Below are 23,805 nucleotides of genomic sequence, written 5' to 3'. Positions count from 1 at the left end.
CGGCGGCGCTATTCCCCGCCACCGGCCTTGCGGACCTGGAAGCCGCGGGAGGGATTGTAGCCCCAGACAGCGCCGGCGAGGAACACGGCGAGCGAGGCGGCGACGACCGCGAGCGCAAACCCGTTCATCTTGGCGTAGAGGCCGAAGCGGAGCGCTTCCACCGCGTAGGTGAAGGGGTTCACCATGCAGAGCTGCCAGACGACATAGCTGGATTCGCGCATCTTCCAGAGCGGGTAGAGCGCGGACGACATGAAGAAGGTGGGGAAGATGACGAAGTTCATCACCCCCGCGAAGTTCTCCAGCTGGCGTACCGTGGACGACAGCAGCATACCGAGCGCGCCGAGCATCAGGCCGGTGAGGATCATCACCGGCAGCACGGTGAGGAGACCGAGCCAGGGCAACTTCAGCCCGAACAGCATGGCGACCGCCAGGAAGGCGTAGGCCTGCAGGATCGAGACGCAAGTGCCGGCGAAGAGCTTGGCGACCAGCAGGAACCAGCGCGGCAGCGGGCTGGTGAGGAGCACGCGCATGGAGCCCATCTCGCGGTCGTAGACCATCGACAGCGACGACTGCATGCCGTTGAAGAGCTGGATCATCGCGACGAGGCCGGGCGCGATGTAGATGTCGTAGGTGATGTAGGTCTGGTAGGGCGGCTGGATCGGAAGGCCGAGCACCGCGCGGAAGCCGGCCGCGAAGATCAACAGCCAGACGAGCGGCCGCACCAGGGCGGAGAAGAAGCGCTCCTTCTGCATAAGGAAGCGCAGCACTTCGCGCGCGACGATGCCGACGAAGGCCCGGCGATAGGTGGTGAACGTCATCGGGCCTCCTCCACGGTTTCGGCCCGGGGGGTTAGCCTGGCGAAGGCGGCGTCGAGCGTCGTCGTGCCGGTCGCCTCGACGACGGACCGGGCGGTGCCGGTGGCGACGATCCGCCCGCGATGCAGGACGACGAGATCGTCGTCGGTCTCAATCTCGTCGATCAGGTGCGTGGTCCACAGGACGGCGAGGCCGCGGCTGCGGGTGAGCTCGTGGACGTGCGAGACGATGGCCTTGCGGGTCGGGACGTCGAGGCCGACGGTCGCCTCGTCGAGGACGACGACTTCGGGATCGTGCAGCAGCGCCCGCGCGATCTCGACGCGGCGGCGGTGACCGCCGTTGAGGGAGCGCACCTTTTCGCCGACGCGCTCGGCCATGTCGAGGCGGGCCAACTGGTCGTCGATCCGCCGGTCGGCGTCCTTGACCGACAGGCCGCGCAGACGGGCGAAATAGCGCAGGTTCTGGCGCACGGAGAGGTCGAGATCGAGCGTCGGCTGCTGGAACACGACGCCGAGCGGCGCGAGCGCGGAGGCCCCTGCCCTCGCCAGGTCCTGGCCGCAGATGCGGATCGATCCGATCCGCGCGTCGAACAGCCGGGTGATCAGCGAGAAGAGCGTGGTCTTGCCTGCGCCGTTGGGTCCGAGCAGCGCCGTGAAGCGGCCGCGGCGGACGCGGAAGCTGACGTCGTCCAGCGCCTTTCGCCCGGCGTAGGCGAAGGACACGTGGTCGACCTCGAGCGCAGGCGCGCTGTCGGGAGCGGAAGCCGTCACGGGGTGCCTTCCTCCATAGCCACGGCGCCTGAATCGGCACCGGACGCAGTGTTGCATGCGACGCGACGGGACCGGAATGCACGGCGGTGCGCGACGGCCTAGGCGTCGCGCGGCCGGAGCGTCAGGACTTCTTCTCTTCGGCGCCTTCCGCAGGCTCGCCGCCGTCCGGCTGCTGGGCGTACTCGCAGCGCCAGTTCTTGACGTCGTACTGGGGATTCGCCTGGCGCCACTGGGCGATGTAGAACTGCGCCTCGAACAGGCACTCGTTCAGCGAGCCGTAGCTCTCGTACTGGATGCGGTGGTCGGCGCATTCGCCGGGCTTGGCGGCCAGGCAGATCAGCATGACGATATCGAAGAAATTCATGTACCCCACTCTCCTCCCGGTGGCGGGACCGCCACTGGCGCGGGCGGACGGTTCGTGACATGCCGTCCCTGCCCTGCGCGAGAGCACAATAGGAGGGCGCGACGCGCCGGCGTCAAGGTCACGGTAGGGCCCCACCGGGTGGGGCGCGACGAGTTGTCCCGGTCCGTCAATCCCGGCGGCGGGAAAAACTCCTCTTGCCCTGGCGGGTTTGGCACCCGACTTTGCAGGACATTCGAATTCGGGAAAGCACGTATGCGAACAAGCGTGCACCCGGATCGGGGATGCCGCCGGCATCCGGGACAGGAACGCGAAGGGAGCGCGTGGATGGAATTCACACCCGCAAGACCGCGGCGCGCGAGCCGTTTGCTGGCATCCGTGCTGGCGGCTGTCGTCGCCTCGGCCGCCCCGACGGGCGTGGTCGCGCAGGACGCCGCACAACCGGCCGCCACGACGAAGAAGCAGGCCGACGCGGTTCTCATCAAGATCGGCTACATCCGCTGGGACGAGCCGCGGGTAACGCTTTCGCTGATCGACATGCCCTATCCGGACGACGGCTATTCCGGCGCGCTGCTCGGGATCGAGGACAACAACACCACCGGCAAGTTCACCAAGCAGTCGTTCGAGCTGGTGACCAAAGGCGTTGAAACCGCAGAAGCGGCGCTGGCCGCGCTCGACGAACTGGCTGCGGCGGGCATCTCCTACGTTCTCCTCGACCTGCCGACCGACGTGCTGCTTGCGGTGGCCGATGCGCCTGCGGCCAAGGACCGGCTGCTGTTCAACGTCAGCAACAAGGACGAGCGGATCCGCGAGGAGGACTGCCGCGTCAACGTGGTCCACATCGCGCCCAGCTACTCGATGCTGGCCGATGGCCTGGCGCAGTATCTGGTCTGGAAGAAATGGAGCCGCTGGTTCCTGATCTCCGGTTCCCTGCCGCAGGACAAGCTTTGGGCCGAGGCGCTGAAGCGTGCGGCCGGCCGGTTCGGCGCCGAGATCGTCGAGGAACGCGAGTACACTGCAACCGACACCGCCCGCCGCACCGACACCGGACACGTCCAGGTGCAACGCCAACTGCCGGTGTTCACGCAGGATGCGGCCGAGCATGACGTGGTGATCACGGCGGACGAGAGCGAGATCTTCGCCACCTATGTGCCGTTCCGCACCTGGGACGCCAAGCCCGTGGCCGGTTCGAGCGGACTGAAGCCGTCCGCCTGGGATCCGAGCCACGAGCAGTGGGGCGCCTACCAGATGCAGAACCGCTTCTTCGACCTGAACCGACGCGGCATGCGCGAACGCGACATCAACGCCTGGACGGCGGTTCGAATCGTCGGCGAAGCGGCGACCCGTGCCAAATCCGGTGAGCCATCGAAGATCATCGAGTATATCAACGGACCGGATCTGGCGATTGCAGCCTTCAAGGGGCAGAAGTTAACGATCCGTAATTGGAATCATCAGCTGCGGCAGCCCATACTGCTCGTCGATGGAAGGTCTACTGCTTCGGTTTCCCCGCAGGAGGGGTTCCTCCACGAGAAGACCGAGCTCGATACCTTGGGCTACGACGAGCCGGAGACGAAGTGCAGCTTCTGATAACCTACGGCCGCGAAAAAGAAGCTAACCAGGGAGGATGGACTTTCATGCGCAAGACGCGCCTTGCCCTCATCGCGGGAGTGGCCGCCACCACCGCACTCGTCGGAACCGTCCCGGCGTCGGCCTACATGATCTATGTGACCAACGAGAAGGACAACACGATGTCGGTCATCGACAGCAACACGCTGGAGGTGGTCAAGACGGTGAAGACGGGCCAGCGGCCGCGCGGCATCACGATCTCGCATGACGGCAAGGAGATCTACGTCTGCGCCAGTGACGACGACACGGTCGAGGTGTTCGACGCCGAGACCCTTCAGGTCACGCACACCCTGCCCTCGGGTCCGGATCCGGAGCTGTTCGTGCTCGCGCCGGACGGCGAGCACCTCTACATCGCCAACGAGGACGACAACCTCGTCACGATCGTGGACACCAAGAAGCACACCATGGTCAACGAGGTGCCGGTCGGCGTGGAGCCGGAGGGGATGGCAGTGTCGCCGGACGGCAAGGTGATCATCAACACCTCCGAAACCACCAACATGGCCCACTTCATCGACTCGGAAACGCACGAGATCTTCGCCAACGTGCTGGTGGACGCCCGCCCGCGCTACGCGGAGTTCAAGGCCGACGGATCGGAGCTGTGGGTGTCGGCCGAGATCGGCGGCACGGTGCACGTGATCGACCCGAAGACGCAGGAGATCCTGAAGAACATCAAGTTCGAGATCGCCGGCGTTTCCCCGGAAGCGATCCAGCCGGTCGGCGTCAAGCTCACCAAGGACGGGAAGTTCGGCTTCGTCGCGCTCGGCCCGTCGAACCGGGTCGCGGTGATCGACGCCACCACCTACGAGGTGGTGGACTACCTGCTCGTCGGCCAGCGGGTCTGGCAGCTCGCCTTCACGCCGGACGAAAAGTACCTGATCAGCACCAACGGCGTGTCGAACGACGTTTCGATCATCGATGTGGCCAACAAGGAAGTGATCAAGTCGATCACTGTCGGAAGCTATCCCTGGGGCGTGGTCGTTTCGCCGAACTGACCGAAGCTGCAGGCCTTTCATTCCACACCAACCGGTCGTCGACGCAGCAGCGTCGACGGCTCCCGGACCGAAGACGCGTGCCGTCCGCGCCGTCTCAGCCTTCGTTCGCCCGAACGGGCGGGCTTCGAAATCAAGAGGGAGGATTTCCATGAAGAACGTTGTCGTCGCACTCTCGCTGGCGCTCGCCGCCGGCACCTTCTCGCTGCCCACGGTCGCCGCTCCGCTTTGCGAGGCGAACAAGCTCGGCATGGCCGGGCTGCTGGCCAAGTGCAACCGCGGCGAGCCGATCAAGCTCACGCTGGCCTCCGGCAAGCCGCTGTTCGAGGGCGAGCAGCCGGTCAAGCTGCAGTCCGGCGCCTATTACGAGCTGCAGATCACCGCCGACGGCTCGGCCGAACTGGCGATCACCGGGCCGCAGTTCCTGCGCGCGATCTGGATGAACGAGATCGTCATCAACGACATCGAAGTCCGCCCGATGGCTATCGATTCGCTGGAGTTCGACAACGCCGGATTGGCCAAGCTGTCGTTCATCGCGATCAAGCCGGGCAGCTACGACCTGCACATCCCCAACACCACCAGTGACAGCCAGCGCGTGACCATCGCCATCCAGTGAGCCGTCACTGACACCCATCCGATCGCGTTTCTCGCGGACGCAGAGCAACCAGGGGACTCTGCGATCCGCTCCAGGGAGGAGACACCAGACCATGCTGAAGACCGCTCTTTTTGCCGGCGCCCTCGTGCTGCTGCCCGCCGCGGCGATGGCCCAGGAGGTTCCGGCCGACGTCGTCACCAAGATCCAGGCGATGATCACCGAGATGAAGTGCGAGGTGGACGCCGAGAACATCGAGGCTTCCGGCGAGGGCTACGAACTCGACGACGTGTTCTGCGCGGACGGCCAGTACGACATGGATGTCGACAAGGACCTCAAGGTCACCAACAAGACCAAGGAGTAAGGTTCGTCGTCCGACGCGACCGACCCGAGGCCGCCGTTTGGAGACCTGGACGGCAGCTTTGGGGCTCTTCAGAGCCGGGGGAAAGGCCTGCGGACGTGCGCCGCGGTCCGCCCCCGGCTTCTCCGTGTCGCAGGACGATCGCGAGATGACGCCTGGAAAATCGTATAGTCTGACGCCGGGGACAACCAAGAACAGGATCATGCCCGGCCGCCGGCGGATGTCGCAGGCACAGCCGGCGGGCATGTTCACGAAAACAGCGGGATGAGGAAATGACCAAGCTGCCAGTTCGCGCTCTTGTCGCCGCGATCGCGATTGTCGCGGCGGGACCGGCCCTCGCGTTGGGCGATCCCAACGATCCGAACTGGCCGTGCGTTCAACGCAAGGTCCCGACCATCACGCTTGGCGCCGCGTGGTCCGGCCCGGCCTTCGATCCGGCCACTGTGAAGTGGCACGAGGACGAGGAGGTGGTGATCCTGGCCGACTACCTGGCGCAGCGCCGCATCAAGCTGGACGACGCCAAGAAGGCCATCGCCGATTTCGCCGCCAAGGCCGGCGCCGACCGGAACGACCGGCTGGTGCTGCTGTTCGCCGCCCTGTTCGAGAAGCTGAACGACGAGCGCGGCGACGTGATCACCGGTATCGGCCGGTTCGCCAAGAAGCAGCGCGATTTCGCCGACAGCGTCCGCGCCACGACGGCCGAGTTGGACAAGTTCCGCAACGATCCCAAGACCGACCCGATCGAGGCGCAGCAGCGCACCGACGAAGTGCTCACCAAGACCCGCATCTTCGAGGAGCGCCAGAAGGCGCTGACCTTCGTGTGCGAGGTGCCTGTGACGATCGAGCAGCGCCTGTTCGCGCTCGGCAAGGCGATCCAGGCTGAGATCAAGTGAGGGGCTGAAGCTCCGCCATATGGGAGAGTGAGGTTGGGGGACCGGCGTTTCTGATCGGTACCTCGCAGCGTCCGCGAGGGCGGACCACGTTCGTGATGTCCCAGGCCGCGTGCGTCCTCCTAAGCCCGCCCAAGCCGCGCCCACAAATGCGTGGGTGGTCCGCCTACGCGGACCATGACGTCAGTACAGGCGGATGGTCCACCTGCGCGGACCATGACGATAGAGCGCGTCCGGAGCAGAACCGGGTGTTAGAGCCCCGACAGCCCCCAGCCCAAACACCCGGCCACGCACCTACCCTCCGCGTACCGGAGGGGTGAGTTGTGCGTCAGGTCACCACGTCGGGGGCGGTGCGGCCGGTGCGCGCCTTGATCTCGGCGAGTGCTTCGGCGGCCTGGATCACCGGGCCGAGTGCGACCTGGGCATCGACCGCGTGCTTGGCGGGATCCGGCTCGAAGTTCTCGATGTAGACGCGCAGGGTCGCCCCTTCGGTGCCGGTGCCGGACAGGCGGAAGACGAGACGTTCTCCGTCCGCGAAAAGGATCCGGATGCCCTGCTTGCGTGTGACGGACCCGTCGACCGGGTCGGTGTAGGCGAAATCGTCGGCGCTCTCCACCGTGAGGCCGGTGACGGTCTGGCCCGGCAAGGTCGGCAAGAGGCCCCGCAGGCGGTCCATAAGCGCTTCGGCGGCGGCTGCGTCGACGGCCTCGTAGTCATGGCGGGTGTAGAAGGTGCGGCCGAACTCGGCCCAGTGCTTGGTCTGGATGTCGGCCAGGCTCTCGCCGCGCACGGCGATGATGTTGAGCCAGAGCAGCACGGCCCAGAGGCCGTCCTTCTCGCGGACGTGGTCGGAACCGGTGCCGGCGCTCTCCTCGCCGCAGAGCGTGATGCGGCCGTCGTCGAGCAGATTGCCGAAGAACTTCCAGCCGGTGGGCGTCTCGAAGGCCGGGATGCCGAGCTTTCCGGCAACGCGATCGACCGCACGGCTGGTCGGCATCGAGCGGGCGACGCCGGCCAGGCCGCGGCGGTAGCCCTTGGCGAGGTGGGCGTTGGCCGCCAGCATGGCGAGGCTGTCCGACGGCGTCACCACGGCGCCGCGGCCGAGCACGATGTTGCGGTCGCCGTCGCCGTCCGACGCGGCGCCGAAGTCCGGCGCGCCGGGGCTCGCCATCAGGTCGTAGAGTTCCTTGGCGTAGATCGGGTTGGGGTCCGGGTGCCCTCCCCCGAAGTCGGGCAGCGGCACGGCGTTGACGACGGTGCCCGCGGGTGCGCCGAGGATGCCTTCCAGGATCCGCTTGGCGTAGGGGCCGGTCGCCGCGTGCATGGCGTCGAACCGCATGGTGAAACCGGCCTTGAACATCGCCGAAATGCGGTCGAAGTCGAACAGGCCCTCCATCAGCGAGACGTAGTCCTCGACGGGGTCGACGATGTCGACGACGGTGTTGCCGAGGACGGTGGTGCCGATCGCGTCCAGAGAGATGTCGGACACGTCGGCGATCCGGTATTCCATGATCGCCGTGGTCCGGGCGAAGATCTCCCCCGTGACGCCTTCCGGCGCGGGGCCGCCGTTGGCGCCGTTGAACTTGATGCCGAAATCGCCATCCTCGCCGCCGGGATTGTGGCTCGCCGACAGGATCACACCGCCGAAGGCCCCGGTCTTGCGGATCACGTTGGAGGCAGCCGGCGTGGAGAACAGGCCGCCGCGGCCGACGATCAGCCGCTTGGCGCCGTTGGCGACCGCCATCTTGATGATGGTCTGGATGGCCTTGTCGTTGAAGAAGCGCCCGTCGCCGCCGATCACCAGCGTCTCACCCGAAACGCCGCCCACGCCCTCGAAGATCGCCTGGACGTAGTTCTCCAGGTAGCCCGGCTGCATGAAGACGCGCGTCTTCTTGCGCAGGCCAGAGGTGCCCGGCTTCTGACCCTCGATCGGCTTGGTGGCGACCGTCCTGATGTTCATCGACCCGTCTCCGGTCTTGTGCGGCTTGCTGGCCGCTTCACTTTGGCGTCCGCCGGCGCTTCGGAAAAGACCCGAAACGACCGGGATTCGATTTCGATGACGCGGCCGGGGATCTGCAGCGCCATGTCCGCCGGCACGCCCGACGTGGTGGACGTGGTGAGGAGCGGCTGCCAGGCGGCGCCGGGCAGGCTCTTCGGCAGGACGAAGCCCACCTTATCGGGGCTCGCGTTCAACACCAGCAGAACCGGCTGGCCGTCCGGTTCCAGGTGGGGTGCGGCGGTGCCTCGGACCACCATGCCGAAGCATCGCATGGACGGAGAGCGCCAGTCCTCCGGACGGGCGGGCTGGCCGCTCGGCATGAACCACTGGACGTCGAGTGCGCCGTCCTCCAGGCGTTTCTCGGCGTGGAGAAAGCGCGTCTGCCGCAGGACGGGGTGATTCCGGCGGATGGCGGCGACCAGGGAGACGAAGCCGTTGAGGTCCGGATCCTGGGTCGCGGCAGACCAGTCCACCCAGCCGGTCGGGTTGTCCTGGCAATAGGCGTTGTTGTTGCCGGACTGGCTGTTTCCGACCTCGTCGCCGGCCGTCAGCATGGGCGTGCCCTGCGAGAGCAGCAGGGTCGCCAGCATGTTGCGCATCTGCCGCTGCCGGAGCGCCAGGATCGACGGCAGGCCGGTGGGGCCTTCCACGCCGTGGTTTGCGGAGTGGTTGTCCGAGTGGCCGTCCCGGTTCTCCTCCAGGTTGGCCTCGTTGTGCTTGGTCGAGTAGGAGACCAGATCGGCGAGCGTGAAGCCGTCGTGCGCGGTGACGAAGTTGATCGACGTCCAAGGCCGCCGGCCGCGTCGGTCGAAGAGGTCCGCCGACCCGAGCAGACGCGACGCGAGTTCCGGCGCGATCGCTTCGTCGCCGCGCCAGAAGCGGCGGACGGTGTCGCGGAAGCGGTCGTTCCACTCCGCGTGGCCGGGCGGGAAGTGGCCGACCTGATAGCCGCCGGGACCGATGTCCCAGGGCTCGGCGATCAGTTTGACGCGGGACAGCACCGGATCCTGGCGGAGCGCGGACAGGAATCGGCCGTTCGGGTCGAAGCCGGTCGGCTCGCGGCCGAGCGTTGTGGCGAGGTCGAAGCGAAACCCGTCGACGCCGATCACATCGACCCAGTAGCGCAGGCTGTCCAGGACCAGCTGGGTGACGCGGGGATGCCCAACGTCGAGGGTGTTGCCGGTGCCGGTGTCGTTGACGTAGTAGCGCGGGCGGCCGGGCTGGAGGCGGTAGTAGGTGGCGTTGTCGAGGCCGCGGAAGGACAGCGTGGGGCCGAACTGGTCCACCTCGCCGGTGTGGTTGAACACCACGTCGAGGATCACCTCGATGCCGGCGCCGTGGAAGCGGTCCACCATGGCGCGCACCCGGTCGACGATGCCGACGCCGCGGGTCTGTCGGTCGTAGCGCGGTTCCGGGGCGAAGTAGGCGATTGGGGAGTAGCCCCAGTAGTTGGTAAGTCCCTTGCGGACGAGGAACCCCTCGTCGATGAAAGCCTGGATCGGCAGGAGTTCGATCGCCGTCACGCCGAGGCGCACCAGATGGTCCAGCATGGCGGGATGGGCGAGCGCCTCATAGCGGCCGCGGATCTCCTCCGGCACGGCACCATGGCGCATCGTGAGGCCGCGGACATGGCCCTCGTAGATCACGGTGTCGGAGAACGGGCGGTCCGGTTTTGGGTTCTGCAGAGGATAGACGGCGGGATCGACGACGACGCCCTTCGGGACCACGTGGGCGCTGTCGCGGGTGTCGAAGGTGGTGTCGTCGACGCTGAGCGTCTGGTAGCCGGCCATCACGTCGGACGTCCGCAGCCGGCCGGTCAGGGCGCGGGCGTAGGGGTCGATCAGCAGCTTGTTGGGGTTGAAGCGGTGGCCGGCCTCGGGCTCGTAGGGACCGTGCGCGCGGAAGCCGTAGGTCGTGCCCGGCTGCAGCCCCGGGACGTAGCCGTGCCAGACCTCGTCGGTGAGTTCGGGCAGCGGCAGCCGGGCGTATTCATGGCCGGTCATCGGCGCGAACAGGCAGAGGTCCACTCCGGTGGCATGGGCGGAGAACACCGCGAAGTTGACGCCGTCGCCGTCGTAGGTCGCGCCGAGCGGCGTGGGGCGGCCCGATCGGACCGACAGCCCCGACGCGCCCAGATGGGGATCAAACGGCGCGATGGGTGAGGACATCGTCGTAGAGCGCTCGGTATTCGGATGCGGATGCTTGCCAATCCACGGGATGGGCCATGGCGCGCGCCTGGATCTTCTTCCAGGCCCGCCGATCGGACCAAACGTCGAACACCCGTTCGATCGCGTAGCCGAAGGCGGCGGCGTTGACCGGCGCAAACTGGAAGCCGGTGGCCACACCGGCCCGGATGGCCGCATCGTTGGCGTCGATCACGGTGTCGGCGAGACCGCCCGTCCGCGCCACGATGGGCAGGGTGCCGTAGCGCAGGCCGTAGAGCTGGGTGAGCCCGCAGGGCTCGAATCGCGACGGGACCAGGATGGCATCCGCCCCGGCCTGCAGGAGATGGGCGAGGGACTCGTCGTAGCCGATGGTGGTGGCGACCTTGCCAGGGTTGCTGGCAGCCGCCTCGACGAAGGCGCGCTCGAGGGCGGGTTCGCCGGTACCCAGCACGGCGAGCTGGCCGCCGCGCGCCAGGATCGTCGGGATGCTGGGCAGGACCACGTCGAGGCCCTTCTGGCTGGTGAGGCGGCTGACCACCGTCAGGAGCAGTGCGTCGGGATCGACATGGAGGCCGAGGCTACGCTGCAGCTCGGCCTTGCAGCGCACCTTGCCCTGGGGCTTTCGCGCCGAGTAGGTCGCCGGCAGCAGTGGGTCGGTCTCGGGGTCCCAGAGGTGCGTGTCGATGCCGTTCAGGATGCCGGTGAGGGCGTCGACACGCTCGTTGAGCACGCCTTCCAGACCCATGCCGTATTCCGGCGTGCGAAGCTCGCGCGCATAGGTCGGGCTGACCGTGGTCAGGCGGTCGGAGAAGACGAGGCCGGCCTTCAGGAAGGACGCCTGGCCGTAGTATTCCAGGCCCGCGGGCGAGAAGACCCAGCGCGGCAGGCCGAGCTCGTCGAAGGCGTGCGCCGAACAGAGACCCTGGAAGGCGATGTTGTGGATGGTGAAAACGGTGGCCGGGCCCGGCTCCCCGGCGGCCGACAGATAGGCCGGCACCAGTCCGGCCTGCCAGTCGTGGGCGTGGACGACGTCGGGCCGCCAGTCCGCGGCCCCGAAGCGGGCGACCGCCGCGCCGATGGCGCCGAGGGCTGCGAAGCGGCGGGCGTTGTCGGGCCAGTCGCGCCCGTCGGGACCGAGATAGGGATTGCCCGGCCGGTCGTAGAGATGCGGCGCGTCGAGGGCGAGCACCGTCAGTCCCTCCGGGGTGGCCCCCTGGACGAGCCGTGCGGGGCCGCCGAAGACCTCGGCGTAGCGCGCCACTTCGACCGGATCGCCGAGCTTGGCGATCACGCCGGGATAGGCGGGGATCATGACACGGACCTCGGCACCGCCCCGGGCGAGCGCGAGCGGCAGGGCGCCGACCACGTCGGCCAGTCCCCCGGTCTTGATCAGCGGGTAGCATTCCGATGCAACGAAGAGGATCCGCACGCCTTGAGGCTCCGATCGATGGCCAGTCCGCACCGGCGGAGCTTTCGTCGAAGCCCCGGCCGTATCGGACTACCTTGCACCAAACCCGTCAACAAGCCGTGGCTTAAACGGCCCCCGGAACCGGTTATCCTCTATCAGCCCTGAATGCGGTCGATCATGCCCTGGGTGATCAGGCAGATTCCGTTCTCGGAGCGGCGGAAACGGCGGGCGTCCTCTTCCGGATCGTCACCGATCACCAGGCCCGGCGGGATCACCACGCCGCGGTCGATCACGCAGCCCTTCAGCCGTGCACCGCGGCCGATGTCGACGTAGGGGAGCACCACGCAATGCTCCAGGTCGGCGTAGGAATGGGCGTGGACACCGGTGAAGAGCAGCGACTTGTCGATCCGCGCACCGGAGATGATGCAGGCGCCCGACACCAGCGAGGACGTCGCCATGCCGCGCCGGCCGTCCTCGTCGTGGACGAACTTGGCCGGCGGGACGATCTCCGCATAGGACCAGATCGGCCAGCTCCGGTCGTAGAGATCGAGCGCGGGCACGAAGTCCGTGAGGTCGATGTTGGCTTCCCAGAAGGCGTCGATGGTGCCGACGTCGCGCCAGTAGGGCTCCAGTTCCGTACCGGACCGGACGCAGGAGTTGGCGAACTCGTGGGCCACCGCCTTCCCGTTCTTGACGATGTAGGGGATGATGTCCTTGCCGAAGTCGTGGCTGGAGTTCGGATCCTCCTGATCCGCCCTGAGCAGGTCGAACAGGAACTTGGTCTGGAAGACGTAGATGCCCATCGAGCAGAGCGCCATGTCCGGCTTGCCGGGCATGGCCGGGGGATCGGCGGGCTTCTCCACGAAATCGATGATCCGGCCGGTCTCGTCCACGTGCATGACGCCGAAGCCGGAGGCGTCCTTGCGCGCGACCTCGATGCAGCCGACGGTGACGTCGGCGCCGGAGGCGACGTGCTCCTCCAGCATGATCTCGTAGTCCTGCTTGTAGATGTGGTCGCCGGCGAGGACGATGATGTACTCGGTCTCGTAGCTCTCCACGATGTCGATGTTCTGGGTCACCGCGTCGGCGGTGCCGAGGTACCACTTGTCCTCCGCGACGCGCTGCGAAGCGGGCAGGATGTCGAAGCTCTCGTTGCGTTCCGGGCGGAAGAAGTTCCAGCCGTTCTGCAGGTGGCGGATCAGGCTGTGCGCCTTGTACTGGGTCGCCACCGAGATGCGGCGGATGCCGGAGTTCAGCGCGTTGGAGAGCGCGAAATCGATGATCCGGCTCTTGCCGCCGAAGTAGACCGCCGGCTTGGCGCGCCGGTCGGTGAGTTCCTTCAGCCGGCTGCCGCGCCCGCCGGCGAGCACGAAGGCCATGGCGCTCCGGGCCAGCCGGCGCGGGCTGTGTGAGTCTTCGCGCATCGATCTCCTCCCTGCCTTTTTATGGATCTGCCGCCGACCCGAAGAAGGACACGTCCAAGGCGCGTGCGCCCGGCTCCCGCCCTGCCCTTCAACCTGCCGGTGGCAATCGCCGATGTGTTGGTTCGCGACGGCGTGCAACTCACTATGGCCGGGGAAAAAAGGTTTGTCTTCCCCCTCGCGGCCATAAAGACGAAACCAGCCGCACCCGGGGGATGCGGCTGTTTCATCAGACGGAACAGGGCGGTAGGAAGCCCGCGAGATCAGACCATGCTGCCGAAGATGCCGGGGCGGCCGCTGGTCGGCGTGTCGTTGAGGACGAGCACCTCCGAGCCGGTCGGCACCCGGTCGTAGAGATCCATGGCGTCCTGGTTCAGCATGCGGATGCAGCCGGACGACACGTTGGAGCCGATGGTCCAGGGTTCGTTGGTGCCGTGGATGCGATAGAGCGTGTCGCGGCCGCCTTCGTAGAGGTAGAGGGCGCGGGCGCCGAGCGGGTTCTCGATGCCGCCGGGCATGCCGCCCGCCCATTTCGCCGCCTTCTCGTCGCGCGCGACCATCTCGGCCGGCGGGGTCCACTTCGGCCACTGTGCCTTGCGGCGGATGGTGGCGCGGCCGGACCAGCCGAAGCCCTCGCGGCCGACGCCGATGCCGTAGCGCATGGCAAGGCCGCCGTCCTGGACGAGATAGAGGAACTTCTGGCGCGGATCGACGACGATGGTGCCGACGCGTTCGCTGGTCGGGAAATCGACCTGACGGCGATAGAACTGCGGATCGATCCGGCGCAGATCGATCGCCGGCACCGGGAAGGGCTCGCCGGAAACCGGACCGTACATGGAAAGATACTGGGGATCGCTCCGGGCATCGGCCAGCGAACGGATCGGCGTCAGGGGCGCGCCGACACAGGCTGAAAGCGTGAGGGGAACGGCGGCGAGGAAGAGGCGGCGGGAGACCACGGGCCGGCGGTCGTTTTCGGCGGTCGGCCGGGATTGCTCGTTCATCGGTTACCTTCTCGAATTCTCAGACGCAGTAAGCGGTCCATGCCGCCGTCAACGCGCCCACATTGCAGTGGGTTCTGTCCAGAAGGCGTCAAAAGCACGTGAGGAATATGGCGCAAGTCACGTCGCGGCCCGGGTGTTGCAACCCGGTTACGGTCGGCCGGGGGTGGCGGATCACGACCGGACCGGCGACGGGCGGAACATCATTCCTTCTTATCGTAGGGATTGTCGCCGCCGGACCGCATCTGAATGCGGATCGGAACGCCGGGCATGTCGAAGGTGTCGCGCAGGCCGTTGACGATGTAGCGCATGTAGCTTTCCGGCATCGCCTCGGGCCGTGAGCCGAAGATCACGAAATACGGCGGCCGGGTCTTGGCCTGCGTCATGTAGCGGATCTTCAGACGCCGCCCGGAGACGGCCGGGGGCGGGTGATGCTCGAGCAGCGCGGTCAGCCAACGGTTCAGCCGGCCGGTGGAGATTCGCGTGTTCCACAGGTCGTAGGCCTTGACGCAGGCGTCCATCAGCTTGTCGAGGCCCTGCCCCGCCAGACCGGAGATCGGCACCAGCAGGAGGCCACGGGCCTGCGGCAGCAGACGGTCGGCCTCCTCGCGCAGTTCCTTCAGCTTGGCGCCGCGGTCCTCGATCAGGTCCCACTTGTTGAGGCCGATGACCAGCGCCCGTCCCTCGCGGATGACGAGATCGGCGATCTGCAGGTCCTGCTTCTCGAAGGGGATCGTGGCGTCGAGGAGCACCACGACCACCTCGGCGAACTTGATGGCGCGCAGCGCATCGGCGACGGAGAGCTTCTCCAGCTTCTCCGACACGCGCGACTTGCGGCGCAGCCCGGCGGTATCGAACAGCTTGACCTCGCGGCCCCGCCAATTCCAGTCGACGGCGATGGAGTCGCGGGTGATGCCGGCTTCCGGGCCGGTCAGCAGCCGGTCCTCGCCGATCAGGCGATTGATCAGCGTCGACTTGCCGGCATTGGGCCGCCCGACGACGGCGACACGGAGCGGGCGGATGGGATCGTCGGCGATCGGGTTGCCGTCCTCGTCGAGTTCGATCCCGGTGATCGCCTCGTCGATGTCGTCCTCGTCCGACGACTTGGCCTCCAGGATCGGGCGCAGAGCGTCATAGAGGTCGGCGAGACCCTCGCCGTGCTCGGCGGAGATGGCGATCGGCTCGCCGAGGCCGAGTTCGTAGGCCTCCATGAGGCCGGGTTCGGCGGCGCGGCCCTCGGCCTTGTTGGCGACCAGGATCACCGGCGGGGCGATGCGGCGGACCACTTCGGCGAAATGCTTGTCGATGGGCGTGAGTCCGCTGCGGGCGTCGATGATGAACAGGATCGCGTCGGCCTCGCGGATGGCGACCTCCGTCTGGGCCCGCATGCGGCCCTCCAGGCTGGCGGGATCGGCTTCCTCCAGCCCGGCGGTGTCGATGATGTGGAACTTGAGGTCGCCGAGCTTGCCGTCGCCGACGCGCCTGTCGCGGGTGACGCCCGGCGTGTCGTCGACGAGCGCGAGCTTCTTGCCGACCAGCCGGTTGAACAGCGTCGACTTGCCGACGTTCGGCCGGCCGATGATGGCGACGGTTCCGCGCTCGGTCATGTCGGTCCCAATCCTTGTCACGTCAGTGCGGCCCAACCTTGGACCCGAATAGAAGGACGGCACCCGTGGTTCCCCCGGGTGCCGGATACGAGAGTGTCAGGGCGGGCGCCTCGCGGTCAAATCCGCCGCGCCGAGGTGGCCGGCGCCGCTGGCGGATCGTCAGGAGCCGGTCGCAGGGGCGGCGGCCGGCTGGCCCTTCTCCGCGATGATCACGCCCTGGAGGATCTGCGCGCGCGAGCGCACGTCCTGCGGCACGGTCGCGTCGTCGACGAGCTTGTCGACCAGCGGGCGCGCCTCGTCGTAGTTGCCGGCCCTCAGCGCCGAGAGTGCGAGGATCTCGCGGGCGGCGTGGCGCCAGGGATTGGTCTCCACCGCGATGGCCTCGATCCGGGCCTTGATCGCGGCGTGGTCCTCGGTGTCGACGGCGAGATAGGCCGCGCGGATCCGGGCGAGGTCGCGCAGCTCCACCGCGACGGCCGTGTCGTCGGCGATCAGCTGGAAGTCCTTGAGAGCGCCGGCGGCATCGCCCGCGGCGGCCTTCTCCGTGGCGGCGCGGAAGCGCGCCAGGGTCTTGTAGCCGCCCGGGGCAGCGCTGGCGAAAGCAAGGAGATCGTCCGAGGCGGGCTGGTGCTCGCCGGCCTTGGCCTTATCGAGCGCAGCCTGATAATGGCCGGCGGCCGTTTCGGCGGCCGACTTCTGCCATGCCTCGTAGCCGCGCCAGCCGGCGGTGCCAACCACGATCAGCACGGCGACTGCGATGACCGTCGCGCCGTGCTTGCGCCAGAAGCGGTTCAGCTGATCGCGCCGGAGGTCTTCGCCGACCTCGTCGAAAATGTCCGCCATAGCTCGTCAAACGCCTTGTCTTCTGGCGCTTCCACCGAAGTCGCCTGGGTCCGACAGCCCTTTACCGCGTTTGCGCGCCCACGCCAACACGCGCCGCGGAAAATCGGCTCATCCGAGCGGCGATACCCCGATCAGCCAGGTGTGCAGGCCGAACAGCATGGCGGCATAGAGGGCGAGCCCGCCGATCAGCGCGATCGCGTCGTTGCCGCCGGAGGCCGGGGCGCCGACCGCGGGCTGGCGCGGGTGCCGCTTGACTGAGATGCGATCGGCCACCGCCCAGGCGAGGAAGGCGCCGAACAAAACGACATCCGCCAGCGTGCCGTTCGCCAGGAGGTGGGCGAGCGCCCAGAGCTTCACCGCGAGCAGCATCGGATGCTTGGCGGCGGCCTTGATCCGGCCGGGAAGATAGGCGGCGAGGAGCAGCGGGAAGACGGGGAGCATGACGAGAAGGGCGATGTGCCGGGTGAAGACGGGCGGATCCCAGATCACGACCGGGGCTTCGCGCGCCGCGGCGTATCCCCAGACGATGAGTAGCAGGCCGAGCGCGGAGATGAGCGAGTAGATCCCCTTCCAGGGCCCCTCCCCCATTCGGGCCAGCAGGCTTTCCCGCGTTGCGGGCGAAACGATGCGGATGGAGTGGATGCCGAGGAACAGGATCAGGCCGAGCATCAGCAGTGTCATCGTCTATTCCCCACCCTGGTGGCCGCCGCGGCTAACGAATCGTTGACCCAGTCTTTTCAATTTATCTCAAGAGCTTGCCGGCATGATGCTTCCATATTGGAGGTCGTCATGTCCCGCGTCGCCGCCTTCGCAAGCCTTGTCCTGTTCGCATTCCCATCCGCCGCACTCGCCCAGCAGTCGGAGCCAGCCGCCGACGCCGTGGTCCAGCTTGCCGCGTTGAAGCCGTCGCTGCCGGCGGTCCCGTCGCTGGCCGAGCCGACCGCTCTGCACCCGGCCGACCCCGAGCCGCGCCCGCCCCTGCACAATCTCGCCGCCCGCATGGCCGCCGCGCCGCGCCTGATGGTGAAGGTCAGCCTGTCGACCCAGACGATGGAAGTCTGGCTCGACGGGCAGGAGACCCGGACCTGGAAGGTCTCCACGGCCGGCAAGGGCTACATCACGCCGAAGGGCGTGTGGAAGCCGTACCGGATGCATACCATGTGGCACTCGCGCAAATACGACAACGCGCCAATGCCGCACTCGATCTTCTATTCCGGCGGCTTCGCCATCCATGCCACGCCGCACATCAAGCGGCTGGGACGCCCGGCCTCGCACGGCTGCGTGCGGCTCCACCCGGACCACGCGCGGGAACTCTTCGCCATGGCCCAGGAGGTCGGCCGCGAGCGGATGCGGGTCATCGTGCAGGACTGATCGGCATCCGCTCGCTGGACGCCGAAACGCCAAAGGGCGGCCCGAAGGCCGCCCTTTTCGACTCCGGGTGGGTTACCCGAAGAATTTCTGCAACAACCGCTGGAGCAGTGACCGCGGCATCGCCGGGGCAGCATCCTGCCCAGGGTTGTCCCGGATCTAAGCGCCGAAGGGGTGCTTAGCCGAATCCTTCTGGGACAGAACTTCCTGGACGGTGGGCTTGCCGGCGACGGCGCGCTGGATCGAGAGCTTGGTAGCCTCGTAGTTGTACTGCTGGATCTTGGCGTCCGACTCGGCTTCCCAGTGGATGAACACGCCGACCAGCACGTAGAGGTCGTCGGCTTCATCGGCCGGGATGGTGCCGTCGGCAACGCAATCCTGGACGGCCTTGGCAACGCCGTACTGCGCCGGTCCGAACATCTGGACGGCCTGCTTGGCGCCCTTGATGGTGACCTTGTTGAACATGATGGTGTTCGGCTTGCAAGGCAGGTTCGGCGCGATCACCGCGAGAAGCGTGGTGAAGCCGTCCTTGTTGTTGGCAAGCGCGTTCACGAACGCGGACTCCGCGGCCGAGCCCCGGGGCCCGATCACGAGGTCGATGTGTGCGACCTCGTTGCCGTCACCGACGAGTGCCTCGCCGAGCAAAACTTTGTTGATCTTCGCCATCGGTCAAACCTCCCAGTCAAAGTCGAATTAGAACGGCAACGGAGTACCGCCGCCGAACCCCCCGTCGATCCTTGTTCTCTGCGTTTGGGCGCGCCAAACCGGTTGGCCGGATACGAGGTGATGCCAGACAGCGCCACCGTAATCCGCCCCTCACGCACCGGCAAGTGAGCCGATCTGCGTAGTCTCACTTATACACCGTGACGTGCGCCAAAAAATGAGTTGCCACCGTCAGATCTGCGCTGGTACCGGGATTCACGCCGCGCATTTTCAACTCCCGATCGAAATCGAGAAGGGCCGGGAGATCCATGACATCCGCAATTCCGCGGAGTTCCGCGAATTCCCCGCGCACGGCTTCTGCAACGGTCACCCCGTGCTTCCGCAGGATGTGGGAATCCGGCAACCTCGACGCGTAGGCGAAGTATACGAGCAGAGTGGCGCGAATTTCGTCGGATCTGGCGGATTCGCGCAGAAAAGTCGGTAGTCCGATTGCATAGACATCGTCAAAACGGGTGACGTATTGTCGCGCAATGGTGTCTCTATCGGCGGCCAGAGCCATCGCCTGCGTCAACGTGACCGACGGCGGTTCAGCAACGTCGGCCTCTTCGGCGCGCCCTAATCCACCGGGATTTGCGATCCTGATCGCCTCGAAGACGCACTCGGCGTCGTAAATGGTGGTTTCGGTCAGGATGGCTGTCAGATTCGCCCGGAGTTCGCCGGGTCGTTCGGCTGCCAGGGCGATCGGGGCGGTGAGCAGCAGAATGCCGAGGTTGGTGTTGCATCCAACGGCCTCCATCGTCGCCCGGACGGCGCCGAGAACCCGCTCGCCGATCGGTGCGCCGTGGGCCGCGATGTGAGGTGCGGCAACGGCCGCGCTCGTCTCGAAGTCCGCGACCGTCATCCGATGGCCCGGCGCGTAGTCGTGCACGTTGCCGGGCTTGGGGGCGCGCAGTTCCGCGTGGCAGGCGGCGATGAAGAGGGCCGCGAGGTCGCCGCCGGCCGGGCCGGCCGCGCTCACAGCGCCGGTTCCGGAACGGCGGCCGGGATGCCTGCGGCAGCAAGGAAATCGGCGATCATCGCGTCGGCCACATCGCAGCCGGCGACCTTCTGCAGTCCGCGCCAGGCCGGCATGGAATTGACCTCCAGAACAGAGAGCCGCCCTTCTCCCGCCTCGATCAGGTCGACGCCGGCAAAAGCGGCACCTACGGCGCGGGCGGCGGCGAGCGCCAGCCGCTCCGCCTCGGGGGTCACCGCAAAGGGCGCCGGCGTCGCGCCCTGGTGGACGTTGGTGATCCAGGTCGCGCCGACGCGCACCATGCCGGCGATCACCCGCCCACCGGAGACGAAGACGCGGAAATCCTTGAACCGGCCGTCCGGCGCCGGCACGAAGCGCTGGAGATAATAGACGCCGAACACCTCCTCCGGCTCCGGCAGGTCCTTGACCAGTCGCAGCAGGCGCAAGCCCTTGCCCTGCGAGCCGAACAGGGGCTTGAGGACGGCCGCGTTGCCGAGGCCGATCTCTGCGGCGAGAAAGTCGAGGGCGCGGACCCGGCTCTCGGTGACGAGCGTCTTCGGGGTCGGTAGACCGGCGCGCACCAACGCCAGGCTAGTCGCCGACTTGTCGACGCACCGCTCGATCGCCTTCGGCGGGTTCCAGACCTCGACGCCGGCTTCCTGCAACGCGTGCAGCACACCGAGCCGGAGGGTGATCGCCTCGAAGGAGCCGGCCGCGATGCCGCGGACCATGACGCCCGACGGCAGGCGGCCGCCCATACCCGGGATGACGACCGGCTCGCGCGCGGTGGTGTCGAGCACGACGTCGCGCAGCGAGGCCACCACGGGATTGACGCCGCGGCGCATGAGCGCCTCGCGCACGCGCCGCAGATGCCAGTCGACCTGGTCCGTGAAGACGACGACGCGGGGGGAACGGTTCTTGTCAGGCGAAGGAGGCATCGACGAGGTCTGGCGCCAGCGCCCCGCCACGGAAGGATCGGCCGCTCTCGACCGCCGTCACGACCACCTCCGCGGGGGAGAAGAGGTTGCCGTCGATCGCGTAGAAGTCGCCGTTGAACCGGGTGAAGACTTCCGCGAACGGCGCACCATAGTCTCGCGACGACCGGCTCGGAAGGTTCTTGGCGAGGTTCTCCGCATCATCGTCGGGACCGGTGACGTGGAGGTGGACGCGGCCGCCGTAGATGATCGCGTCGTTGGTGCGGCCCATCGCCTGGACGAAGTCGGGATGCGGCGGGCTGAGCGGCGCGATGCCGATGCCGTCGACCACGCGCTCCAGCGGGAAGTGCAGCGTGTGCACCTTGTGCAACGCGACCTCCAGGACGCGGCCGACGACCTGGACCGATCCGGCGAGGCTCTGCGTCGGTGCGTAGATGAATGTGATCGCCTCGGCGGCGACGCCGGTCGCCTCCATCACCTTGCGGACGATGCTCTCCGGCGGCGGGGCGCCGGCCTCCAGCACCAGCACGATGCCCGGCGCGTCGTCCTTGTAGGCAAGCTCCTCATAGAGCGTCTCGACCGCGGCGGTGGCCCGGCCGGGGCCGGAACCGAGCGCGAACCAGTTCGGATCGTCCTCACCCCCGGCGAGAGCCCAGCCGGCGTACTGGCTGCCGAGGCAGCCGATCACCGGTTCGGTCGAGCCGACCTGGATCGAATAGGGCCAGTTGCCGAGCGCGCCGACGGTCGGCACGATCGACACCTGACCGAGCCCGCCGAGGCAGATCTCCGTCAGGCGGCGACCGGCTTCCAGGCCGCCCGGTACGGTGGCGCCCGCGTCCACCAGCCGGCAGCCGAGCGCGCCGGTCGAAACCTTGATCCTCAGCCGCACGGCGTCGGCGACCAGCGCCTCGACGAGCGGCGAAACGAGCCGGCCCACGCTTGGGCGCTCAACGGCAGCGGTCATGTCGCGTTTCCCCTCAGAACGGTTTCCAGTTCACGGGCCCTCGTGGTCAGGAGCCCTTCAATGTCTTCCAGGCGTTCGGCCGCGGCCGTGATGGTCGCAATCGGCGCACGGGCTTCGATCCGGGCGCCCGCCCCCGGCCGGTCGAGCACCCAGTCCGGCCATTTCGGTCCGACGGTGACAGAACTATCGACCGAGGCGTAAACCACCATCGTCGCGCGAATTGTCGCATCAACCGCGCGTGGCAGGAGGATCCGGCCTGCAACGGCCGAAATATGGGCCGTCAGAAGGGGCGCGTCCATGTGATCCAAGGCATCGAGCGAGGCGCCCGGGCGCGGGTTCACTTCCAGCAGCCACCAATCGTTTCCGTCCACCATCGCGTCGAGCGATGCCAGCCCCTTGAGACCGAACCGCGCCGCAAGCTTATCGGCCGCGTGCCTCATTCCCTGTTCGACGGTTGCCGGCAGTCGGACCGGACCGGCGACGCCGGCGAACCGGAACGGCGCCTCGTCGGCCGGGGCCAGGATCTGTTCGGCGAAGGCGAAGACCTCCGCCCTCCCCCCGTCAGCCAGAACGGCGGCCGACACCGGCCGCCCCGGCACGCGCCGCATCACCACGTGACCGGTCGGAACCGGTTCGCCGGCGGCGATCGGCCTGATATGCCCGCCGCCGGCGGCGCCGCGACGGCGAACCAGCCACTCACCCTCGGTCGGCACGTCGCGACGCACCTCCGGATGGGGAATGCCGTCGATCCGACAGGCCTCGGCGAGGCGGAACGGGTCGTTGACCGCCCGGACCACCTCGGCCGGGCAGCCGAGCAGGGACCAGCGCGCGGCAAGCGAGGCGACCAGCCGGGTGCGGTCCTCGAAACCGGACCCGAGAACGATCCCGACCGGCTCGACGGCGGCGGCGCGCAGTGCTGTCTCGATCGCCGGCATCAGCGCCGCGCGCCGGAAACCGCAACGCAGACCGCCGCTGACCCGCTCGGCGGCGAGCGCGAGCGCACGGGTGTCCTCGTCGGCGAAGAAGTCGACGGCGATCGGCGCGTATCCGGCCCGTACGGCGGCCGTGGCAAGCGATCGCGCCGATTGGGCGACGACGAGGAGCGCCGGACGGCTCATCCCTTGATGAAGGCGCGGGCCTCTTCGAAGGCATGGCGGAAGTCGAGCACCAGCGGCTTGTCGGTGCTGATCATCTTCTTGAACAGCAGATGTTGCGCCTGGTACTTGACGTTCCCGATGGCCAGAGCGCCGAGCGAAATCGCCTTCTCGGTGCCGGGGATCGGCTCGCCGTTGGCCATCACGTCGACGCCGGCGATTCCCGGCGGCGGAACGGCGTTCACGTCGGCGGCGACAAGCAAGGACTTCACGTTGCGGATCTGCTCCTCGTTGAGGATCTGCACGCCGGCCGGGCCGGCCGAGAAGATGATGTCCGCACCGTCGGCGGCGGCGAAGTTGGCCTCCGGCGACGAGCCGTCCGCCGGTTCGACGTCCACCCCGAAGCGGGCCTTCATGTCCTGCGAGATGCTGGTGACGCGCTTGGTGCCGTCGTAGCCGGTGATGACCACCGATGCGCCCTCGAGCGCGGCGATGACCGCGGCGGAGAAGGCGACCACACCCGTGCCGCCGTAGATCACCACGCGCTTGCCCTTGAGGTCCGTCTTGAACCGGTCCTTCAGCAGCTTTTCGGTGCAGGCGACCATGCCGGCAGCGGTGGTGAAGGAGCCCGCCGGATCGGCAAAGAGGTTCACGACGAAGGGCGGGACGAAGGATTCCTCGGCCGCCTTCAGCATGTCGAGGGCGGCGATGGCGTTCTTGCCGGCGAAGAAGATGCCGGTGCGGACGGCGTCGGACGGCGAGCGAGAGAAGATCGCGTCCTGCACGAGACCGCGGACTTCCTCCTGCGTCACACCCTGGTAGGTGGCCAGAACGTCGTAGCCGGCATCGGCGGCCATGTTCACGTCGAACGGGCTCATGTGCTTGAGCGGCGTGATCATGTGCAGGATGTTCTTAGACAAA

At 67.5% G+C, this 23,805-nt stretch carries 23 protein-coding genes; 6 read left to right on the top strand and 17 right to left on the bottom strand.

Annotation, left to right across the window (positions count from 1 at the left end; translation table 11 throughout):
- Positions 1–8: 8 nt before the first annotated feature.
- From HZ321_RS19830 to HZ321_RS19820, 3 genes are all read right to left on the bottom strand, one after another.
- A complete protein-coding gene (locus HZ321_RS19830) occupies positions 9–818 on the bottom strand; it encodes an ABC transporter permease (protein WP_181704139.1) in 810 nt (269 codons plus the stop codon).
- Positions 815–1,585, bottom strand: a complete 771-nt coding sequence (locus HZ321_RS19825) for an ABC transporter ATP-binding protein (RefSeq protein ID WP_342343885.1) — start codon at positions 1,583–1,585, stop codon at positions 815–817. The genes HZ321_RS19830 and HZ321_RS19825 overlap by 4 nt, the downstream gene beginning before the upstream one ends.
- Before the next feature lie 121 nt (positions 1,586–1,706).
- The gene (locus tag HZ321_RS19820; protein WP_181704137.1) at positions 1,707–1,949 is read right to left on the bottom strand and encodes a hypothetical protein; all 243 of its coding nucleotides are present in this window, start codon (positions 1,947–1,949) and stop codon (positions 1,707–1,709) included.
- Positions 1,950–2,273: 324 nt separating this feature from the next.
- Between HZ321_RS19820 and HZ321_RS19815 the strand changes: the two genes are divergently transcribed.
- The 5 genes from HZ321_RS19815 to HZ321_RS19795 all read left to right on the top strand — a co-directional run bounded on the left by HZ321_RS19815 (position 2,274) and on the right by HZ321_RS19795 (position 6,407).
- On the top strand, positions 2,274–3,533 hold the full coding sequence (locus HZ321_RS19815) for an ABC transporter substrate-binding protein (RefSeq protein WP_181704136.1): 1,260 nt from the start codon (positions 2,274–2,276) through the stop codon (positions 3,531–3,533).
- Positions 3,534–3,580: 47 nt separating this feature from the next.
- The gene (locus HZ321_RS19810; RefSeq protein ID WP_181704135.1) at positions 3,581–4,564 is read left to right on the top strand and encodes a YVTN family beta-propeller repeat protein; all 984 of its coding nucleotides are present in this window, start codon (positions 3,581–3,583) and stop codon (positions 4,562–4,564) included.
- A gap of 148 nt (positions 4,565–4,712) precedes the next feature.
- Positions 4,713–5,177, top strand: a complete 465-nt coding sequence (locus tag HZ321_RS19805) for a cupredoxin domain-containing protein (RefSeq protein ID WP_181704134.1) — start codon at positions 4,713–4,715, stop codon at positions 5,175–5,177.
- A gap of 91 nt (positions 5,178–5,268) precedes the next feature.
- Complete coding sequence (locus HZ321_RS19800) at positions 5,269–5,517, top strand: PepSY domain-containing protein (RefSeq protein ID WP_181704133.1); 249 nt, start codon at positions 5,269–5,271, stop codon at positions 5,515–5,517.
- Between the two features lie 269 nt (positions 5,518–5,786).
- Positions 5,787–6,407, top strand: coding sequence for a hypothetical protein (locus tag HZ321_RS19795; protein ID WP_181704132.1), 621 nt, complete (start codon positions 5,787–5,789; stop codon positions 6,405–6,407).
- Positions 6,408–6,732: 325 nt separating this feature from the next.
- Here HZ321_RS19795 and HZ321_RS19790 read toward each other — a convergent pair whose 3' ends face one another.
- The 8 genes from HZ321_RS19790 to HZ321_RS19755 all read right to left on the bottom strand — a co-directional run bounded on the left by HZ321_RS19790 (position 6,733) and on the right by HZ321_RS19755 (position 17,526).
- Positions 6,733–8,364, bottom strand: a complete 1,632-nt coding sequence (locus HZ321_RS19790) for an alpha-D-glucose phosphate-specific phosphoglucomutase (RefSeq protein WP_181704131.1) — start codon at positions 8,362–8,364, stop codon at positions 6,733–6,735.
- On the bottom strand, positions 8,361–10,571 hold the full coding sequence (gene glgX / locus HZ321_RS19785) for a glycogen debranching protein GlgX (protein WP_181704130.1): 2,211 nt from the start codon (positions 10,569–10,571) through the stop codon (positions 8,361–8,363). The genes HZ321_RS19790 and glgX overlap by 4 nt, the downstream gene beginning before the upstream one ends.
- Positions 10,546–11,997: a glycogen synthase GlgA gene (gene glgA, locus HZ321_RS19780; protein ID WP_181704129.1), complete on the bottom strand. Its 1,452-nt coding sequence runs from the start codon at positions 11,995–11,997 to the stop codon at positions 10,546–10,548. Before glgA ends, glgX begins: the two co-directional genes overlap by 26 nt.
- A gap of 134 nt (positions 11,998–12,131) precedes the next feature.
- A complete protein-coding gene (gene glgC, locus HZ321_RS19775) occupies positions 12,132–13,400 on the bottom strand; it encodes a glucose-1-phosphate adenylyltransferase (protein WP_181704128.1) in 1,269 nt (422 codons plus the stop codon).
- A 260-nt stretch (positions 13,401–13,660) separates the two neighbouring features.
- Positions 13,661–14,398, bottom strand: coding sequence for a L,D-transpeptidase (locus HZ321_RS19770; protein WP_181704127.1), 738 nt, complete (start codon positions 14,396–14,398; stop codon positions 13,661–13,663).
- A gap of 200 nt (positions 14,399–14,598) precedes the next feature.
- Positions 14,599–16,002, bottom strand: coding sequence for a ribosome biogenesis GTPase Der (gene der / locus HZ321_RS19765; RefSeq protein ID WP_181704126.1), 1,404 nt, complete (start codon positions 16,000–16,002; stop codon positions 14,599–14,601).
- Positions 16,003–16,161: 159 nt separating this feature from the next.
- Entirely contained in the window at positions 16,162–16,845 is a 684-nt protein-coding gene (locus HZ321_RS19760) for a tetratricopeptide repeat protein (RefSeq protein WP_181704125.1), read from the bottom strand.
- Between the two features lie 108 nt (positions 16,846–16,953).
- Positions 16,954–17,526: an NnrU family protein gene (locus HZ321_RS19755; RefSeq protein ID WP_181704124.1), complete on the bottom strand. Its 573-nt coding sequence runs from the start codon at positions 17,524–17,526 to the stop codon at positions 16,954–16,956.
- 108 nt (positions 17,527–17,634) lie between these two features.
- Between HZ321_RS19755 and HZ321_RS21755 the strand changes: the two genes are divergently transcribed.
- Positions 17,635–18,216 carry a L,D-transpeptidase gene (locus HZ321_RS21755; RefSeq protein WP_244636052.1) on the top strand — a complete coding sequence of 194 codons (582 nt, stop codon included), beginning with the start codon at positions 17,635–17,637 and terminating at the stop codon, positions 18,214–18,216.
- A gap of 156 nt (positions 18,217–18,372) precedes the next feature.
- On the opposite strand, the gene fae is transcribed toward HZ321_RS21755, so the two are convergent.
- From fae to HZ321_RS19720, 6 genes are all read right to left on the bottom strand, one after another.
- A complete protein-coding gene (gene fae / locus HZ321_RS19745; RefSeq protein ID WP_181704123.1) occupies positions 18,373–18,879 on the bottom strand; it encodes a formaldehyde-activating enzyme in 507 nt (168 codons plus the stop codon).
- Positions 18,880–19,063: 184 nt separating this feature from the next.
- Positions 19,064–19,894 carry a triphosphoribosyl-dephospho-CoA synthase gene (locus HZ321_RS19740; RefSeq protein WP_181704122.1) on the bottom strand — a complete coding sequence of 277 codons (831 nt, stop codon included), beginning with the start codon at positions 19,892–19,894 and terminating at the stop codon, positions 19,064–19,066.
- Positions 19,891–20,829 carry a RimK family alpha-L-glutamate ligase gene (locus tag HZ321_RS19735; protein WP_181704121.1) on the bottom strand — a complete coding sequence of 313 codons (939 nt, stop codon included), beginning with the start codon at positions 20,827–20,829 and terminating at the stop codon, positions 19,891–19,893. Before HZ321_RS19735 ends, HZ321_RS19740 begins: the two co-directional genes overlap by 4 nt.
- Positions 20,813–21,790, bottom strand: coding sequence for a methenyltetrahydromethanopterin cyclohydrolase (gene mch / locus HZ321_RS19730; protein ID WP_181704120.1), 978 nt, complete (start codon positions 21,788–21,790; stop codon positions 20,813–20,815). Before mch ends, HZ321_RS19735 begins: the two co-directional genes overlap by 17 nt.
- Positions 21,787–22,908: an ATP-grasp domain-containing protein gene (locus HZ321_RS19725; RefSeq protein WP_181704119.1), complete on the bottom strand. Its 1,122-nt coding sequence runs from the start codon at positions 22,906–22,908 to the stop codon at positions 21,787–21,789. Before HZ321_RS19725 ends, mch begins: the two co-directional genes overlap by 4 nt.
- Positions 22,905–23,804, bottom strand: coding sequence for an NAD(P)-dependent methylenetetrahydromethanopterin dehydrogenase (locus tag HZ321_RS19720; protein ID WP_181704118.1), 900 nt, complete (start codon positions 23,802–23,804; stop codon positions 22,905–22,907). The genes HZ321_RS19725 and HZ321_RS19720 overlap by 4 nt, the downstream gene beginning before the upstream one ends.
- Position 23,805: the final 1 nt, after the last annotated feature.

This window comes from Chthonobacter albigriseus, from assembly GCF_013839445.1.
GTDB classification, from domain to species: domain Bacteria; phylum Pseudomonadota; class Alphaproteobacteria; order Rhizobiales; family Pleomorphomonadaceae; genus Chthonobacter; species Chthonobacter albigriseus.
The sequence above is the reverse complement of the archived record's forward strand: the minus strand, read 5'-3'. Positions and strand labels throughout refer to the sequence as shown.

Bases quoted from the DNA above. Each gene is read 5' to 3' on its own strand.
- HZ321_RS19800 (WP_181704133.1), top strand. From the start codon at position 5,269: ATGCTGAAGACCGCTCTTTTTGCCGGCGCCCTCGTGCTGCTGCCCGCC.
- HZ321_RS19810 (WP_181704135.1), top strand. From the start codon at position 3,581: ATGCGCAAGACGCGCCTTGCCCTCATCGCGGGAGTGGCCGCCACCACC.
- der (WP_181704126.1), bottom strand. From the start codon at position 16,002: ATGACCGAGCGCGGAACCGTCGCCATCATCGGCCGGCCGAACGTCGGC.
- HZ321_RS19760 (WP_181704125.1), bottom strand. From the start codon at position 16,845: ATGGCGGACATTTTCGACGAGGTCGGCGAAGACCTCCGGCGCGATCAG.
- HZ321_RS19770 (WP_181704127.1), bottom strand. From the start codon at position 14,398: ATGAACGAGCAATCCCGGCCGACCGCCGAAAACGACCGCCGGCCCGTG.
- HZ321_RS19725 (WP_181704119.1), bottom strand. From the start codon at position 22,908: ATGAGCCGTCCGGCGCTCCTCGTCGTCGCCCAATCGGCGCGATCGCTT.
- HZ321_RS19795 (WP_181704132.1), top strand. From the start codon at position 5,787: ATGACCAAGCTGCCAGTTCGCGCTCTTGTCGCCGCGATCGCGATTGTC.
- HZ321_RS19815 (WP_181704136.1), top strand. From the start codon at position 2,274: ATGGAATTCACACCCGCAAGACCGCGGCGCGCGAGCCGTTTGCTGGCA.
- HZ321_RS19830 (WP_181704139.1), bottom strand. From the start codon at position 818: ATGACGTTCACCACCTATCGCCGGGCCTTCGTCGGCATCGTCGCGCGC.
- glgC (WP_181704128.1), bottom strand. From the start codon at position 13,400: ATGCGCGAAGACTCACACAGCCCGCGCCGGCTGGCCCGGAGCGCCATG.
- HZ321_RS19790 (WP_181704131.1), bottom strand. From the start codon at position 8,364: ATGAACATCAGGACGGTCGCCACCAAGCCGATCGAGGGTCAGAAGCCG.
- HZ321_RS19735 (WP_181704121.1), bottom strand. From the start codon at position 20,829: ATGCCTCCTTCGCCTGACAAGAACCGTTCCCCCCGCGTCGTCGTCTTC.
- HZ321_RS19755 (WP_181704124.1), bottom strand. From the start codon at position 17,526: ATGACACTGCTGATGCTCGGCCTGATCCTGTTCCTCGGCATCCACTCC.
- fae (WP_181704123.1), bottom strand. From the start codon at position 18,879: ATGGCGAAGATCAACAAAGTTTTGCTCGGCGAGGCACTCGTCGGTGAC.
- glgX (WP_181704130.1), bottom strand. From the start codon at position 10,571: ATGTCCTCACCCATCGCGCCGTTTGATCCCCATCTGGGCGCGTCGGGG.
- HZ321_RS19805 (WP_181704134.1), top strand. From the start codon at position 4,713: ATGAAGAACGTTGTCGTCGCACTCTCGCTGGCGCTCGCCGCCGGCACC.
- mch (WP_181704120.1), bottom strand. From the start codon at position 21,790: ATGACCGCTGCCGTTGAGCGCCCAAGCGTGGGCCGGCTCGTTTCGCCG.
- HZ321_RS19820 (WP_181704137.1), bottom strand. From the start codon at position 1,949: ATGAATTTCTTCGATATCGTCATGCTGATCTGCCTGGCCGCCAAGCCC.
- HZ321_RS21755 (WP_244636052.1), top strand. From the start codon at position 17,635: ATGTCCCGCGTCGCCGCCTTCGCAAGCCTTGTCCTGTTCGCATTCCCA.